This window comes from Luteimonas dalianensis (assembly GCF_049339425.1).
In the GTDB taxonomy this organism is placed as follows: domain Bacteria; phylum Pseudomonadota; class Gammaproteobacteria; order Xanthomonadales; family Xanthomonadaceae; genus Luteimonas; species Luteimonas dalianensis.
Genome location: NZ_JBMPPO010000005.1, coordinates 1 through 13,856, shown reverse-complemented (window position 1 = coordinate 13,856; position 13,856 = coordinate 1). Strand labels below are relative to the sequence as shown.

Genomic DNA, 13,856 nt, shown 5'->3' with positions numbered 1-13,856 from the left:
AGCCAAAAAAAAGAACCGCCGGTTTCCCGGCGGTTCCAGTCCTGTTCCGATGTGCGGAAGCGCGTGGCTTCCGCGACGGATCAGATGTCGTCGGCGGCGTCTTCAGCCGCGTCCTGCGCCTCGTCGGCCACGTCGGCGGCGTCCTCGGCCACGTCGGAAGCAGCCTCGGCAGCGTCGGCGGCGGCGTCGGCCATTTCGTCCGAAGCGGCGGCCGAAGCGTCGGCAGCGGCGTCGGCGGCGCGGTCAGCGGCGTCGGCGGCGGTGTCGGCAGCAGCCTGGGCGGTTTCTTCAAACTCGCCGTACGCGGCGTCAGCCTGGGCCTGGGCCTCGGCAGCAGCGTCGGCGGCGTCAGCGGCCGCGTCGGTGGCGGCGTCCTGGTTCGAGCACGCGGCCAGGGCGAAACCCATGGCCAGTGCCAGCAGAGCCTTGTTGATGGACATTGTTCGTTTCCTCGTCGTTGAAATCAAAAGTCACAAACGCGCAGTGGAAAGCGCGCCGGGGAAACATCATGACAATCGATGTTTCGCTGTCAAGTGCCCGTTTGATTCAACGCGTGAAGATGCCGTTAACCCGTTTCAGGCCAGTTCAATCGCGATTGCCGTCGCCTCGCCGCCGCCGATGCACAGCGAAGCCACGCCGCGCTTGAGATTACGGGCTTTCAGGGCGTGCAGCAGGGTCACGACCAGGCGTGCGCCGCTGGCGCCGATGGGGTGGCCGAGGGCGCAGGCGCCGCCATTGACGTTCAGCTTCTGGTGGGGAATCCCGAGGTCTTTCATCGGCGCCATGGCCACGCATGCGAAGGCTTCGTTGACCTCGAACAGGTCGACGTCGTCCACGCTCCAGCCGGCCTTCTTGAGCACGTTTTCAATCGCCTGCACCGGCGCGGTGGTGAACCACTCCGGCTCCTGCGCGTGCCCGGCATGGGCGACGATGCGCGCCAGCGGGGTCAGGCCGCGTGCGGACGCTTCCTCCGCCGAGGCCAGCACCAAGGCGGCGGCGCCGTCGGAGATCTTGGAAGACGAGGCCGCGGTGAGCAGGCCGTCCTTGCCGAAGGCGGCGCGCAGGGTGGGGATGCGGGCCAGGTCGATCTTGCCGGGCTCCTCGTCGGAGTCGATCACGTTCTCGCCCTTGCGGGTCTTGACCGTGACCGGCACGACCTCGTCGGCGAACGCGCCGTCGCTGATCGCGGCCTGGGCGCGCCTGGCGCTCTCGGCGGAGAACGCGTCCAGATCCTCGCGGCTGAAGCCGTACTTGCGGCAGGCCTCGTCTCCGAACACGCCCATGGCCTGGCCGTCATACGGATTGGTCAGGCCGTCCCAGGCCATGTGGTCGAGGAATTCGGCGCTGCCGTAGCGGATGCCGTTGCGCGAGCCGTTGAGCACGTGCGGGGCGTTGGTCATCGACTCCATGCCGCCGGCCACCACCACCTTGGCCGAGCCGGCCTTGATGAGGTCGTGGCCGAACATCGCCGCCTTCATGCCCGAGCCGCACACCTTGTTGATGGTGGTGCTGCCGGCAGCGTCCGGGATGCCGGCCGCGCGCGATGCCTGGCGCGCGGGCGCCTGACCCAGGCCGGCCGGCAGCACGCAGCCCATGATGACCTCGTCGACCTGGTCGGCCGCCAGGCCGGCATGCTCGAGCGCGCCGCGGATGGCAGCCGCGCCCAGGGTCGGGGTGGGGACGCCGTTGAACTGGCCGAGGAAGGAACCGATGGCGGTGCGCTTGGCGCCCAGGATGACGATCTCGCTCATGATGCTGCTCCACCTGCAGGGGGCTGAGGGTATCGATTGATTATCGGCCCTAGTATTGCCCCGCGGCAAACCGCGCCTGCGGGAGGCGCCGGCTGACGCGTTCATCACGGAACCGGGTGCCGGTGATTCCCGGCGCGGGCGTGATGCGGTATAGGTATGGGCATCGGATGACACAGGGATGCAGGGCGATGACGGGACACCGCGGCGGTATGGTATTTCCCCTCCGGGGCGCGACGCGCTCGCTGCTGGCCGTTGCGGTCGGACTGGTACTCACGGCCTGCGGCGGCGGGGGCAGCAACCCGCTGCGCCCCTCGCCGCCTCCCACCGCTCCGCCTCCGACCCCGCCGGCCGTGGTGTACCCGGCCGACCCCGCTTACAGCGACCACATCGTCCTGACCAACGCGCAGGCGGCGATCGACGCCGGCCTGACCGGCGAGGGGGTGCGGGTCGGCGTGATCGATACCGGGGTCAACAGCCAGCACCCGGCGCTGGCCGGGCGCGTGGTGGACAACCTCATCTACGTCAATCGCAACATCAACGACATGTCGGTGGACGACAAGGACGGCCACGGCACCGGGGTGGCCCAGGTGATCGCCGGCGGGCCGTTCGGCTACTGGCCCGGCGGCATCGCCCAGGGGGCGGAAATCGTCTCGGCGCGGATCATCAACGACGAGCCGCCGGATGACGACGGCACCGGGCAGGGCAACGAAATCAGCGGTCCGATCGGGCTCACCCCCATCCACGACGACATGATGGATCGCGGGGTCAAGATCCTGAACAACTCGTGGGGCGGCCTGTACTGGACCAACCTGGACGCCACCGCGCCAATCGCGGCGGAGTACCGGCCGTTCGTGGTGGAGCACGGCGGCATCGTGGTGTTCGCCACGGGCAACGGGGCGTTCGACGACCCCAGCGAAACGGCGATGCTGCCCAGTGTGGCCGGCCGGGGTGGGTCCACCCCCGGCGCCGACCTGGAGGTCGGCTGGCTGGCGGTTGCCGCGCTGGACGGCGCGGACCCCGGGCTGCTGGCGGAATATTCCAACGCCTGCGGCATGGCGATGAACTACTGCCTGGTCGCTCCGGGCACGGTGGTCACCACCGGCACCGACGACCCGTATGACGACCCCGAATACTGGCGCTGGAACGGCACCTCGTTCGCCGCCCCGCAGGTGTCCGGCGCCGCCGCGCTGGTGTGGGAAGCCTTCCCCTGGTTCAACAACGACCTGGTGCGCCAGACCATCCTCGGCACCGCCACCGACATGGGCGAGCCGGGGGTGGACGAGATCTTCGGCCACGGCCTGCTCAACGTGGGCAAGGCGGTGCAGGGGCCGGGCAAGTTCGACTGGGGCACGGTGACGGCCGACTTCGACGACCTGACCTCGGTCTGGGGCAATGACATCACCGGCGCGGGTGGGCTGGTCAAGCGCGGCAGCGGCACCCTCGTGCTGGAGGGCGACAGCAGCTACCGCGGGGCGACCCGGGTTGATGGCGGCGTGCTGCACCTGAGCGGCTCGCTGTCGGATTCGGGCGTCACCATCGGTGCGGACGGTGCGCTCGGCGGCGGCGGCAGCGTGGCCGGCAACGTCACCAACAATGGAACCCTGATGCTGGATGCGGGCGACGGCTTCCAGGTGGGCGGCAACTACGTGCACGGTGGCGACGCGGTGCTCTCGATGACGCTGGGGCACGGCGCGCTGTCGGTCGGCGGCACCGCGGAGATCAACGGCGGCACGGTGCACGTTGCGGGTGCCCGGAGCGGCTACGTTACCCGGGATCGCGAGGCGGTTCTGCAGGCGGCCGAAGGGTTGGATGGCAACTTTGACGGCTGGACATACAACCAGGATGCCCTGTTCCTGCAGGGCAGCCTGGCCTACGACCTCAACAACGTATGGCTCGACATCACCCGCCTGGACGTACTGTCCACCGCGGCCAGCCTCGGCAGGATCACGACCGCCTCGCTGGCGTCGGCCGAGCGGGTCGAGAATGCGTTCCGCGAGATCGATGGCCAGCGGGAGGCGGGCGAGGGCCCGCTGGCGGAGGGGCTGATCCGCGCCGCGGGCGAGTTCCAGGGCATCGGCAACGCCGACCTGGCCCGGGCTTCGCTGGCGAGCCTGTCCGGCGAGCTGCACGCGATGGCCTCTTCGACCACGTTCGATGCGGTCGACATGAACCGCCGCGCGCTGTCCTCGCAGTTCGTCGACAGCGCCGGAACCGACGCGCGCCCGGCCGCGTGGATGCAGCAGCTGGGCGGTGGCGGCCACGGCGGCTTCTCGGGCAGCGAGCAGGCGGTGGACGGCTGGATGATCGGGCGCGACATGCGCCTGGGCAGCGCGATCGCCGGCTTCGCCTTTGGCGAGACCCGCGCGGACAGCCGCCGCGCCGGCAGCCGCGACCGCGGCCATGACCGCCAGGCGCAGAGCCTCGCCTACCTGGGCGTGGCCAGCGGCAATGCCTACGTGCTGGGCCAGGCCGGGTTCGGTCGCTTCGACCGCCAGCTGGAGCGGCACCTGTTCACCGGCCAGCGTTCGATGGGGGTGTTCAGCAACTATGCGGGCGACTTTGCGACCGCGAGCCTGGAGTCGGGCTACCGGTTTGGCGGTGCGGATGTGGGCATCACCCCGTACCTGGGCGCCGAGTACACCCGGATCGAAAGCGACGGCTTCAACGAGCTGGGTGGTGACGGACTGGGCCTGCGCGCGGACGCGTGGACGTCGAGCCGCAGCCAGGCCATCGCCGGCCTGCGTGCCGAGCGCTCGTTGCTGTCCGGGCTGAACCTGCACGGCTATGCCGAGTGGCAGCACACGCTGTCGGCCAACGGCCTGGACGTGCAGGCCGGGTTCACCGGCGCCGACGCCTGGTCGCCGCTGCTGGGGCTGCAGCCGGCGCGCTCCGGTGGCCTGTTCGGCCTGGGCCTGGACGCGCCGGTGGGCCGCAGCGGCGTGGTCACGTTCGGCTTCGACCAGCGCTTCGGCCCGCGCGGCGACGCGCGGATGGTGTCGCTGAAGTACGCGCTGGGGTTCTGACCGCAGGCGCCGGGGCCGTGCGCCCCGGCGCGATTACCTGTCCTCGAACAGCTCGCGGCCGATGAGCATGCGGCGGATCTCGTTGGTGCCGGCGCCGATGGCGTAGAGCTTGGCGTCGCGCAGGATCCGCCCGGTCGGGTACTCGTTGATGTAGCCGTTGCCGCCCAGCGCCTGGATCGCCTCCAGCGCCACCTGCACCGCGGCTTCGGACGCGTGCAGCAGGCAGCCGGCGGCATCGGCACGCGAGCTGTGCCCGGCGTCGTAGTCGCGCCCGACCTGGTAGGCGAAGGCGCGCGAGGACTGCAGCGCGGTGTACATGTCGGCAACCTTGGCCTGCATGATCCCGAAGCTGCCGATGGCCCGGTCGAACTGCCTGCGCTCGCGCACGTAGGGCAGGGTGATGTCCATGGCCGCCTGCATCAGCCCCAGCGGCCCGCCGGTGAGCACCAGGCGCTCGGTGTTGAGCCCGCGCATGAGCACGCGGACGCCCTGGTTGACCTCGCCCAGCACGTTTTCCGCCGGGATCTCGCAGTCCTCGAACACCAGCTCGCAGGTGTTGGAACCGCGCATGCCCAGCTTGTCGAGCTTCTGCGCGGTGCTGAAGCCCTTCATCCCCTTCTCGACGATGAAGGCGGTCATGCAGCGGCTGCCCGCCTCCTTGCCGGCCGTGCGCATGTACACGATCAGCACGTCGGCCTCGGGGCCGTTGGTGATCCACATCTTGTTGCCGTTGGCGATCCAGGTGTCGCCGCGCAGTTCGGCGCGGCAGCTCATCGAGCCGACCACGTCCGAGCCCGCGCCCGGCTCGCTCATCGCCAGCGCGCCCTTCCACTCGCCGCTGCACAGCCGGGGCAGGTACTTTTGCCGCTGCCCCGGGGTGCCGTTGAGGTACAGGTTGGACACACACAGGTTGGAGTGGGCGCCGTAGCTCAGCGCCACCGAGCCGGAGGCCCGGGAGATCTCCTCCATGGCCACCAGGTGGGCCAGGTAGCCCATTTCGCTGCCGCCGAACTCCGCCGGCACGGTCATGCCCAGCAGGCCCATCCCGCCCAGCTTGGGCCACAGCGCCTGCGGGAACGCGTTGTCGCGGTCGACGGCCTCGGCAAGCGGCGCGATCTCAGCCTCCGCGAAGCGGCGAACCGCATCGCGCAGTGCATCAACGTCTTCGCCCAGGGGGAACGTACGCATACACCACCTCGCACCATCGGTGAAGTTGGAGCCCCAAAGCCCCCTTTGGTAAAGGGGGCGCCGCGAAGCGGCGGGGATTCGGAAGTACCAAGCGGGACCCAAAGTTTGCAAAGCAAACTTTGGGCTGATCCAGGCGGGGTCTGGATCAGCTTCCCTTGATGCGGCCCTGGAAGCGCGGCGCGGCGCGGCCCAGCGGCAGCTTGAGCTTGCCGATCAGCTCGATCCGCTCCTCGGCCATGCGGTCGGCGGCCTTGTAGGTGGGGATGCTGTCGCGCTCGGCGATCTCGTAGATGCGGGTCAGGTTGTGGTAGATCGTGCGCATCATGCGCATGGCGCGCTCACGGTTGTAGCCCTCGATCTCCAGCGACACGTTCATCACGCCGCCGGCGTTGACCGCGTAGTCGGGCGCGTAGAGGATGCCGCGGCCGCCGAGCTCGTCGCCGATCTCGTTGTTGGCCAGCTGGTTGTTGGCCGAGCCGCAGATGATCTTCGCCTTCAGCCGCGGCACGGTTTCCTCGTTGACGGTCGCACCCAGCGCGCACGGCGAGTACACGTCGGCGTCGACGTCGTAGATCTCGTCCGGGGCCACCGCCTCGGCGCCGTACTCGGACACCGCCTGGTCGATCAGGCGCTGGTTGATGTCGGTGACGAAGATCTTCGCGCCGCGCTCCTTGAGCAGCTTCACGAACTCCATGCCCACGTGGCCCAGGCCCTGCACCGCGTAGCTGTAGCTGCCCACTTCCTCGTTGCCGAACTTGCGGTTGAGGGTGGCCAGCAGGCCCTGCAGGGTGCCGTAGGCGGTGAACGGGGAGGGGTCGCCGGAGCCGCCGTGAACCTGGTGCACGCCGGTGACGTACTGGGTCTCGCGGAACACGAACTCCATGTCGTTGACGTCGATGCCCACGTCCTCGGCGGTGATGTAGCGCCCGCCGAGCGATTCCACCGCCTGGCCGAAGGCGCGGAACAGGGCCTCGGACTTGTCCTTCGCCGGATCGCCGATGATCACGGCCTTGCCGCCGCCGATGTTCAGGCCGGCCACGGCGTTCTTGTAGGTCATGCCGCGCGACAGGCGCAGCACGTCGTTCAGCGCCTCGGCCTCGGACTTGTATGGCCACATGCGGGTGCCGCCCAGGGCCGGGCCGAGCACGGTGTTGTGGATGGCGATGATGGCCTTCAGGCCCACGTCCTTGTTGTGGCAGTAAACGATCTGCTCGTGGCCGCTGGTGTCGAGTTGTTCAAAGATCATCGGTTGCTCCGCTGCGGCGCGCCCGGGGGCGGATGCACCCGCGCCGGCCGTGGTGGTTGGATGTGTGGCAGTGATGCGAACGCGGCGCCGCCTGGGCGCCGATGCGGGCGGTATTCTACGCCTCTTGCGGTTACAGCTGGGACTCGATCGGCAGCCAGCCGAGCACCCGGGAGATGCTGCGCTGCAGCAGCGAGGCACCCGGTTCGGTGGTCTCGATCGTCGGCGGATCGGTGCTCGCGTCCAGCCAGCGCAGGTCGCCGTCCCCGTTCAGGTACAGCCGGTAGCTCCACTCCGGACTGGACAGCAGCAGGTATTCGTCGAGCAGGGCGCCGGCCAGGGCGGGGTCGTCGAACAGCACGCCCATTTCCGTGTTGAGGTTGATCGAGCGCGGATCCATGTTGAACGAGCCGACGAAGCCGCGGCGGTCATCGACCAGATAGGCCTTCGTGTGCAGGCTCGCGCCGCTGCTGCCGAACAGGCTGGTGGTGTCGGAAGCGTCCGCGCGGGTCTCGTACAGGTGCACGCCGGCCAGCAGCAGCCGCTCGCGGTACTTGCTGTAGCCGCTGTGCACGGCCAGCACGTCGTTGGCGACCAGCGAGTTGGTGATCACGCCCACGTGTGCGTCGTGGCGGCGCGCGGCGTTGGCCAGCGCCACCACGCCCTGGCTGCCGGGCACGAAGTAGGGCGAGATCAGCAGCGCCTTGTGCCGGGCCGAGCCGAGGTCGTCGAGGATGTGGTGGATCAGCCATTGCGAACTGTCCTGGCCCGGGCGCTTGTCGGGCGGGTCGGACAGCACCTGGATCCTGTCCGTCCAGTACGGCGACAGGTTGCGGGTGATGTAGCGGCCCACGTTGTCCGAGGCCTCCACCTGCTCCAGGAACCGCCGTGCCTGCGGGCTGCGGGTTTCCTCGCGGATGCCGGCCATGACCTCGTCCAGGCGCTCGGGCGACTTGCGGTTCAGGGCCGAGATCGGCACCACCTGGTCGCTGTTCCAGAACGTGTCGAAGATCGCGCTTGCCTGTTCCACCGCCGGCCCGAACAGGGCCACGTCCAGGTCGCGGAAGTTGGTGTCCTCGTCGGCGTCGAAGTACTCCACTCCGACGTTGCGCCCGCCCACCACCGCCACCCGGCCGTCGGCGATCCAGGCCTTGTTGTGCATGCGGTGGTTGATCGACCAGCTGCGCTGCACCATCTCCAGCAGCCGGCCGATGCCGTCGCGGTTGCGGAACGGGTTGTACACGCGCACGTCGACGTTGGGGTGTTCGACCATGGCCAGCAGCGCGCCGTCCTTGCCGCGGGTGTTGATGTCATCGAGCAGCATCCGAACCCGCACCCCGCGCTCGGCCGCTTCCCACAGTTCTCGCAGCAGCAGGTGGCCGCTGAGGTCGTCCTGCCAGATGTAGTACATCAGGTCGATACTGCGCCCGGCGCGGCGGGTGGAGATGGCGCGGGCGGCGAAGGCGTCGCGCCCGTCGACCAGCATCACCACGCCGCTCTGGCCGGGATTGCGCGCGAGCAGCGGCGCCAGCTCCCGATCCAGCAGGGTTTCATCCGGCTGCACCGGCAGGGCGTGGCTGGGCGCGCCGGTCGCCTGCGGGGTCAGGTGGTCGGCCAGCAGGATGCCGCTGAGCACCATCACCGCGAGGGTGAACAGTCCCCAGCCCAGGATTCGCTTGACCCGCTTCTTCATCGTGACCGGCGCCACCCCCGACTTCGCACCGCATTGTAGGGACAACCCGGCATCTTCCGGTAGGAGCGCACCATGCACGCATGGCGCGCTCCTACCGGGGTGGGTGGTGGCGGGCAAGCGCCCAGGCGACGTGCTCGCGAACCAGCGGGTCGTCACTGCCGGCGCGCGAGTGCAGGGCGGCAAGGACGTCGGGCGTGGTGGGCGCGTTGCCCAGCGCCACGGCGATGTTGCGCAGCCAGCGGCGGTGGCCGCTGCGGCGGATCGCCGAGCCTTCGGTGCGGCGCAGGAACTCGTCCTCGTCCCAGGCGAACAGCTCCGCCAGGCTGGCGGTGTCCAGGTCGTTGCGGGCGCGGAAGTCGGGCTCGTCGGTGCGCCGGGCGAACTTGTTCCACGGGCACACCAGCTGGCAGTCGTCGCAGCCGAAGATGCGGTTGCCGATGGCCGGGCGCAGGTCTTCGGGAATCGCGCCCTCGTGCTCGATGGTGAGGTAGGAAATGCAGCGGCGCGCGTCCAGCTGGTACGGCGCGGTGATTGCCTGCGTCGGGCACACGTCGATGCAGCGGGTGCAGGTGCCGCAGTGGGCGCTGGCCGGTGCGTCGATGGGCAGCGGCAGATCCAGGTAGATCTCGCCGAGGAAGAACCAGGAGCCGCCGTCGCGGTCGATCAGGCAGGTGTGCTTGCCGATCCAGCCCAGCCCGGCGTTGCGGGCCAGGGCGCGCTCCAGCACCGGCGCCGAATCGACGAACACCCGGAAGCCGAACGGCCCGACCTCTTCGGCGATGCGCGCGGCCAGTTTCTGCAGGCGGTTGCGCATGAGCTTGTGGTAGTCGCGACCCAGCGCGTAGCGGGCCACGTAGGCGCGCTCGCCGTCGGCCAGGGTCTGCCAGGCGCCGTCGTGGTCCTCGGGGCCGTAGTCCAGGCCCACCGAGACCACCCGCAGGGTGCCGGGCACCAGCTCCTGCGGACGCGAGCGCTTGCTGCCGTGTCGGGCCATCCACTCCATGTCGCCGTACAGGCCTTCGGCGAGCCAGCGGCGCAGGTGCTCCTCGTCCTCGCCCAGTTCGATCCCGGCGATGCCGCAGCGCTGGAACCCGGCCTCGGCGGCCAGCGCGCGGATGCGCGCGGCGATCGCGTCGGGGTCGATGGAAGTAATGGCGGCGGGGGCTGGCATGTCGGGGCAAGTATAGAATCCCGGCCATGAGCGCCTCCGATCCGGGCCATTCCGCAAACCTCCACGATCGCGCCGCGCTGCGTGCGCTGGAGGCGGCGGCGACGGCGCATCTGGACGGGGACGGGCTCGCGCTGATGGCGCGCGCGGGACAGGCCGCCTGGCGTGAGCTGCTGCGGCGCTGGCCGCAGGCGCAGCGGATCGTGGTGGCCTGCGGGCCGGGCAACAACGGCGGCGACGGCTACATGCTGGCGCTGCGGGCGCTCGAATCCGGGCGCAGGGTGTCGGTGCTGCGGCTTGCCGGGCACGCGCCGGCAGGCGGGCTGGGCCGCCGTGCCTGTGATGCATTTCTGCAGGCGGGCGGGAAGGTCGAGGCCTTCGACGGCCGGCTGCCCGCTGCCGACGTGCTGGTGGACGCGCTGTTCGGCATCGGTCTCTCGCGCCCGCTGGATCCGGACGCGGCGGCGCTGGTGGATGCCATCAACGCCGCAGATGCGCCGGTGCTGTCGCTGGATGCGCCCAGCGGCGTGGATACCGACACCGGGGCGGTTGCCGGCGCGGCGGTGCGCGCCGATGCGACGGTGCAGTTCATGGCCGCGCACGCCGGCCTGCGCACCGGCGCCGCGCTCGACCACGCGGGCGAGCTGGCGCTGGACGGGCTGGATCTGCCGCCGCAGGTGTTCGAAGGCGTCGCCCCGGTGGCGGCCTGCCTGCAGGCGGCCGACCTTGCCGGCCGGTTCGCGCCGCGCAGTCGCAACGCCCACAAGGGGCATTCGGGCTACCTGCTGTGCATCGGTGGCGACCACGGCACCGGCGGCGCGGTGCTGCTGGCCGCCGAGGCGGCGCTGCGTTCGGGCGCCGGCCTGGTCGGGGTTGCGACCCGCGCCGGGCACGTGCCGGCCACGCTGGCCCGGCGCCCGGAGGTGATGGCGCAGGCGGTGGACGGCGCGGCTGCGCTGCGGCCGCTGCTCGAGCGTGCGGACATCGTGGCGATCGGCCCGGGGCTGGGCCAGTCCGCCTGGGGCTCGGCGCTGTTCGGCGTTGCGCTGGCGTCCGGGAAGCCGCTGGTACTTGACGCTGACGCGCTCAACCTGCTGGCCAAGGGAGGCGTGGATCACAGGCTTCCGGAGGACGCGGTGCTGACGCCGCATCCGGGCGAGGCGGCGCGGCTGCTGCAGGTCGGTACCGCCGACGTCCAGGCGAACCGGATCGCGGCCGCGCGGCGCCTGTGCGAGGCCTTCGGCTGCGTGGTGGTGCTCAAGGGGGCCGGCACCGTGGTCGCCGCGCCCGGCGAGCTGCCGCGGGTGATCGTCGCCGGCAACCCCGGCATGGCAAGCGGCGGCACCGGCGACGTGCTGACCGGCGTGATCGCCGCGCTGCGCGCGCAGGGGCGCGGGGCGTTCGACGCCGCGGTGACCGGCGCGCTGCTGCACGCCGCCGCCGGCGATCTCGCGGCCAGGGCCGACGGGGAGCGCGGGATGCTCGCCTCGGATCTGTTTCCCCACCTGCGCAGGCTGGTGAACCCGTGAGCAACGAGCTCCGCCTGCGCCTGCTGCTGGCCGATGAGGACGCCACCGTGCGCCTGGCGCGGCTGCTGGCCGCCAGCCAGCCCGACCCGGCGGTGGTTTACCTGGGCGGTAACCTGGGCGCCGGAAAATCCACCCTGGCCCGCGCCTGGCTGCGCAGCCTCGGGGTGGAGGGCACCATCCGCAGCCCCACCTACACCCTGGTCGAGCGCTACCGGCTGGGGGATTCGGAGGCGCTGCACCTGGATCTGTACCGGATCGGCTCGGGCGCGGAGCTGGAATTCCTCGGTCTGGACGAGGCGCCGGCCCGGCTGTGGCTGGTGGAATGGCCCGAACGTGGCGCCGGCGGGCTGCCCGCGGCCGACCTGGAGGTCGGGCTGGCGATCAGCGGCAGCGGGCGTGAAGCGGTTCTGCGCGCCGGCAGCGAGGCGGGGCGCGGCTGGCTCGGCGCGCTGGCTGACGGAGGCCAGTTGGCGGCCTTTCCTGAACCGTAACTGCAGGAAGGGTCGGCAGGCCCCGGATTTACAAGGAAAAAACGCTTGCATTACGTTTGCCATGGTGTTTGACTTGCACCATGCGCATCCGCGGAGCCCGAATCCAGGAACTCCTGCTTGGCCTGGCCCTGCTGGCCGGGCTGCTCTGGAACGTCGCCAACGCCGCGGAAATCAACGACTTGCGACTGGACAGCGGCCCCACGGGGACGCGTGCCGAGCTGCTGCTGGGCGGGCAGGCCGAATTCAAGGTGATTTCGCTGGCCAATCCCGACCGGCTGGTGATCGACCTGCCGGGCAGCCGCCTGGCCAGCGGGTTCAAGCTTCCCGCGCCCGCCGGCCTGGTCAGGGCGGTGCGCAGCGGCCAGCCCGAGCCGGGCGTGACCCGCCTCGTGTTCGACCTGGATTCCGCCGTGGTGGCCATGGGGCCGCGCATGGTGCCCTCCGCCGATGGCGCACGGCTGGTGGTGGAGTGGCCGGACGAATCCGGCGCTGGCGGCGATCCGATTGCGGCGCTGATTGCCGACGTATCCCGGCGCGACGAAGCACCCGCGCCGCCGGCGGCCGATCCCACGGAGGCGTCCAACGCGGCCACGGACAGGCTGATTTCGCAGATGGCCGCGTCCTCCGCCACGCCGGCCGAGCCGGTGGCCAAGCCCGTTGCGGCACCGGTTGCAGTGGCACCGCCACAGCCACAGCCCGACCCGCGGCCGGTCGCTGCGACCCCGCAGCCGCCCGTCGTGCAGCCCGTCCCGGGACCGGCGCAGCCCGCCGTCGCCATGCGCCCGCTGGTCATCGCCATCGACGCCGGCCACGGCGGCCAGGATCCCGGCGCCGTCGGCCCCAGCGGCACCCGCGAGAAGGACGTGACCCTGGCGATCGCCCGCGAGCTGGGCCGCCAGATCGACGCCACGCCGGGCCTCAAGTCCTACCTGACCCGCGATACCGACGTGTTCATCCCGCTCAACCACCGCGCCCGGCTGGCGCGCGAGGCGGGCGCGGACATGTTCATCTCCGTCCATGCCGATGCCGCCCACAACCGCAACGCCAAGGGGTCGTCGGTGTACGTGCTGTCGCTGCGCGGCGCGTCCTCGCAGCGCGCGCGCTGGCTGGCGGACAAGGAGAATGCGGCCGACATGATCGGCGGCGTGCGCCTGCAGGAAACCGACGACACCCTGGCCTCGGTGCTGCTGGATCTGACCCAGAGCGGGCAGATGAAGGCGTCCGAGGACGCCGGCCAGCACATCCTGGAAGGCCTCAAGCGCATCGGCAACAACCACAAGCCGCACATCGAGCGGGCCAACTTCGCGGTGCTGCGCACCTCGGACATGCCGGCGATGCTGGTGGAAACCGCGTTCCTCTCCAACCCGGAAGAGGAGAAGCGGCTGATCGACCCGCAGTTCCAGCGCACGGTGGCACGCGCGGTGCTCGACGGGGTCAACACCTACTTCTCCAACCAGCCGCCGCCGGGCACGCTGTTCGCCGCTCGCGCCATGGCCGAAGCCGGCGGCCAGGAAGCCGCCGCCGTCTCGGGCGGCAGCCCCTAGATCCTCCTCTCCGGGATCGCCGATCCCGGCTGCAGAGCCCCGGGCGCGCCACGCCGCTTGAATCCAGACAACGACCGTTGGCCCGGAACCTGAGGGCCCGGGGGGGGGGGGGGGGGGGGGGGGGGGGGGGGGGGGGGGGGGGGGGGGGGGGGGGGGGGGGAGGGGGGGGGGGGGGGGGGGGGGGGGGGGGGGGGGGGGGGGGGGGGGGGGGGGGGGGGGGGGGGGG

The 13,856-nt window shown here is 70.9% G+C and carries 10 protein-coding genes; 4 read left to right on the top strand and 6 right to left on the bottom strand.

Translation table 11 applies throughout. The annotated features are described in order from the left end of the window. Positions 1 to 80: 80 nt before the first annotated feature. Positions 81 to 440 (bottom strand): hypothetical protein, encoded by a 360-nt coding sequence (locus ACOZ90_RS08290; protein WP_422893189.1) that lies wholly within the window; start codon positions 438 to 440, stop codon positions 81 to 83. A gap of 135 nt (positions 441 to 575) precedes the next feature. After that, positions 576 to 1,751: a thiolase family protein gene (locus ACOZ90_RS08285; protein ID WP_422893188.1), complete on the bottom strand. Its 1,176-nt coding sequence runs from the start codon at positions 1,749 to 1,751 to the stop codon at positions 576 to 578. Between the two features lie 209 nt (positions 1,752 to 1,960). On the opposite strand from ACOZ90_RS08285, the gene ACOZ90_RS08280 reads away from it, so the two are divergent. Beyond that, entirely contained in the window at positions 1,961 to 4,774 is a 2,814-nt protein-coding gene (locus tag ACOZ90_RS08280) for a S8 family serine peptidase (protein WP_422893187.1), read from the top strand. Positions 4,775 to 4,807: 33 nt separating this feature from the next. On the opposite strand, the gene ACOZ90_RS08275 is transcribed toward ACOZ90_RS08280, so the two are convergent. The 4 genes from ACOZ90_RS08275 to queG form a co-directional block, all read right to left on the bottom strand. Beyond that, positions 4,808 to 5,962, bottom strand: a complete 1,155-nt coding sequence (locus ACOZ90_RS08275) for an isovaleryl-CoA dehydrogenase (protein ID WP_422893186.1) — start codon at positions 5,960 to 5,962, stop codon at positions 4,808 to 4,810. A gap of 145 nt (positions 5,963 to 6,107) precedes the next feature. Next, a complete protein-coding gene (locus ACOZ90_RS08270) occupies positions 6,108 to 7,208 on the bottom strand; it encodes a Glu/Leu/Phe/Val dehydrogenase dimerization domain-containing protein (protein WP_422893185.1) in 1,101 nt (366 codons plus the stop codon). Between the two features lie 130 nt (positions 7,209 to 7,338). Further along, positions 7,339 to 8,898: a phospholipase D family protein gene (locus tag ACOZ90_RS08265; RefSeq protein ID WP_422893184.1), complete on the bottom strand. Its 1,560-nt coding sequence runs from the start codon at positions 8,896 to 8,898 to the stop codon at positions 7,339 to 7,341. 91 nt (positions 8,899 to 8,989) lie between these two features. After that, positions 8,990 to 10,069 (bottom strand): tRNA epoxyqueuosine(34) reductase QueG, encoded by a 1,080-nt coding sequence (gene queG, locus ACOZ90_RS08260; RefSeq protein WP_422893183.1) that lies wholly within the window; start codon positions 10,067 to 10,069, stop codon positions 8,990 to 8,992. Positions 10,070 to 10,095: 26 nt separating this feature from the next. On the opposite strand from queG, the gene ACOZ90_RS08255 reads away from it, so the two are divergent. The 3 genes from ACOZ90_RS08255 (at position 10,096) to ACOZ90_RS08245 (ending at position 13,630) form a co-directional block, all read left to right on the top strand. Next, positions 10,096 to 11,595 (top strand): NAD(P)H-hydrate dehydratase, encoded by a 1,500-nt coding sequence (locus ACOZ90_RS08255; RefSeq protein ID WP_422893182.1) that lies wholly within the window; start codon positions 10,096 to 10,098, stop codon positions 11,593 to 11,595. After that, positions 11,592 to 12,086, top strand: a complete 495-nt coding sequence (gene tsaE, locus ACOZ90_RS08250) for a tRNA (adenosine(37)-N6)-threonylcarbamoyltransferase complex ATPase subunit type 1 TsaE (RefSeq protein WP_422893181.1) — start codon at positions 11,592 to 11,594, stop codon at positions 12,084 to 12,086. Before ACOZ90_RS08255 ends, tsaE begins: the two co-directional genes overlap by 4 nt. Positions 12,087 to 12,166: 80 nt before the next feature. After that, positions 12,167 to 13,630 (top strand): N-acetylmuramoyl-L-alanine amidase, encoded by a 1,464-nt coding sequence (locus ACOZ90_RS08245; protein ID WP_422893180.1) that lies wholly within the window; start codon positions 12,167 to 12,169, stop codon positions 13,628 to 13,630. The last annotated feature ends 226 nt before the right edge of the window (positions 13,631 to 13,856 follow it).

Coding starts and splice junctions, on each gene's coding strand:
- ACOZ90_RS08290 (WP_422893189.1), bottom strand. CDS start 440: ATGTCCATCAACAAGGCTCTGCTGGCACTGGCCATGGGTTTCGCCCTG.
- ACOZ90_RS08285 (WP_422893188.1), bottom strand. CDS start 1,751: ATGAGCGAGATCGTCATCCTGGGCGCCAAGCGCACCGCCATCGGTTCC.
- ACOZ90_RS08280 (WP_422893187.1), top strand. CDS start 1,961: ATGGTATTTCCCCTCCGGGGCGCGACGCGCTCGCTGCTGGCCGTTGCG.
- ACOZ90_RS08275 (WP_422893186.1), bottom strand. CDS start 5,962: ATGCGTACGTTCCCCCTGGGCGAAGACGTTGATGCACTGCGCGATGCG.
- ACOZ90_RS08270 (WP_422893185.1), bottom strand. CDS start 7,208: ATGATCTTTGAACAACTCGACACCAGCGGCCACGAGCAGATCGTTTAC.
- ACOZ90_RS08265 (WP_422893184.1), bottom strand. CDS start 8,898: ATGAAGAAGCGGGTCAAGCGAATCCTGGGCTGGGGACTGTTCACCCTC.
- queG (WP_422893183.1), bottom strand. CDS start 10,069: ATGCCAGCCCCCGCCGCCATTACTTCCATCGACCCCGACGCGATCGCC.
- ACOZ90_RS08255 (WP_422893182.1), top strand. CDS start 10,096: ATGAGCGCCTCCGATCCGGGCCATTCCGCAAACCTCCACGATCGCGCC.
- ACOZ90_RS08245 (WP_422893180.1), top strand. CDS start 12,167: ATGCGCATCCGCGGAGCCCGAATCCAGGAACTCCTGCTTGGCCTGGCC.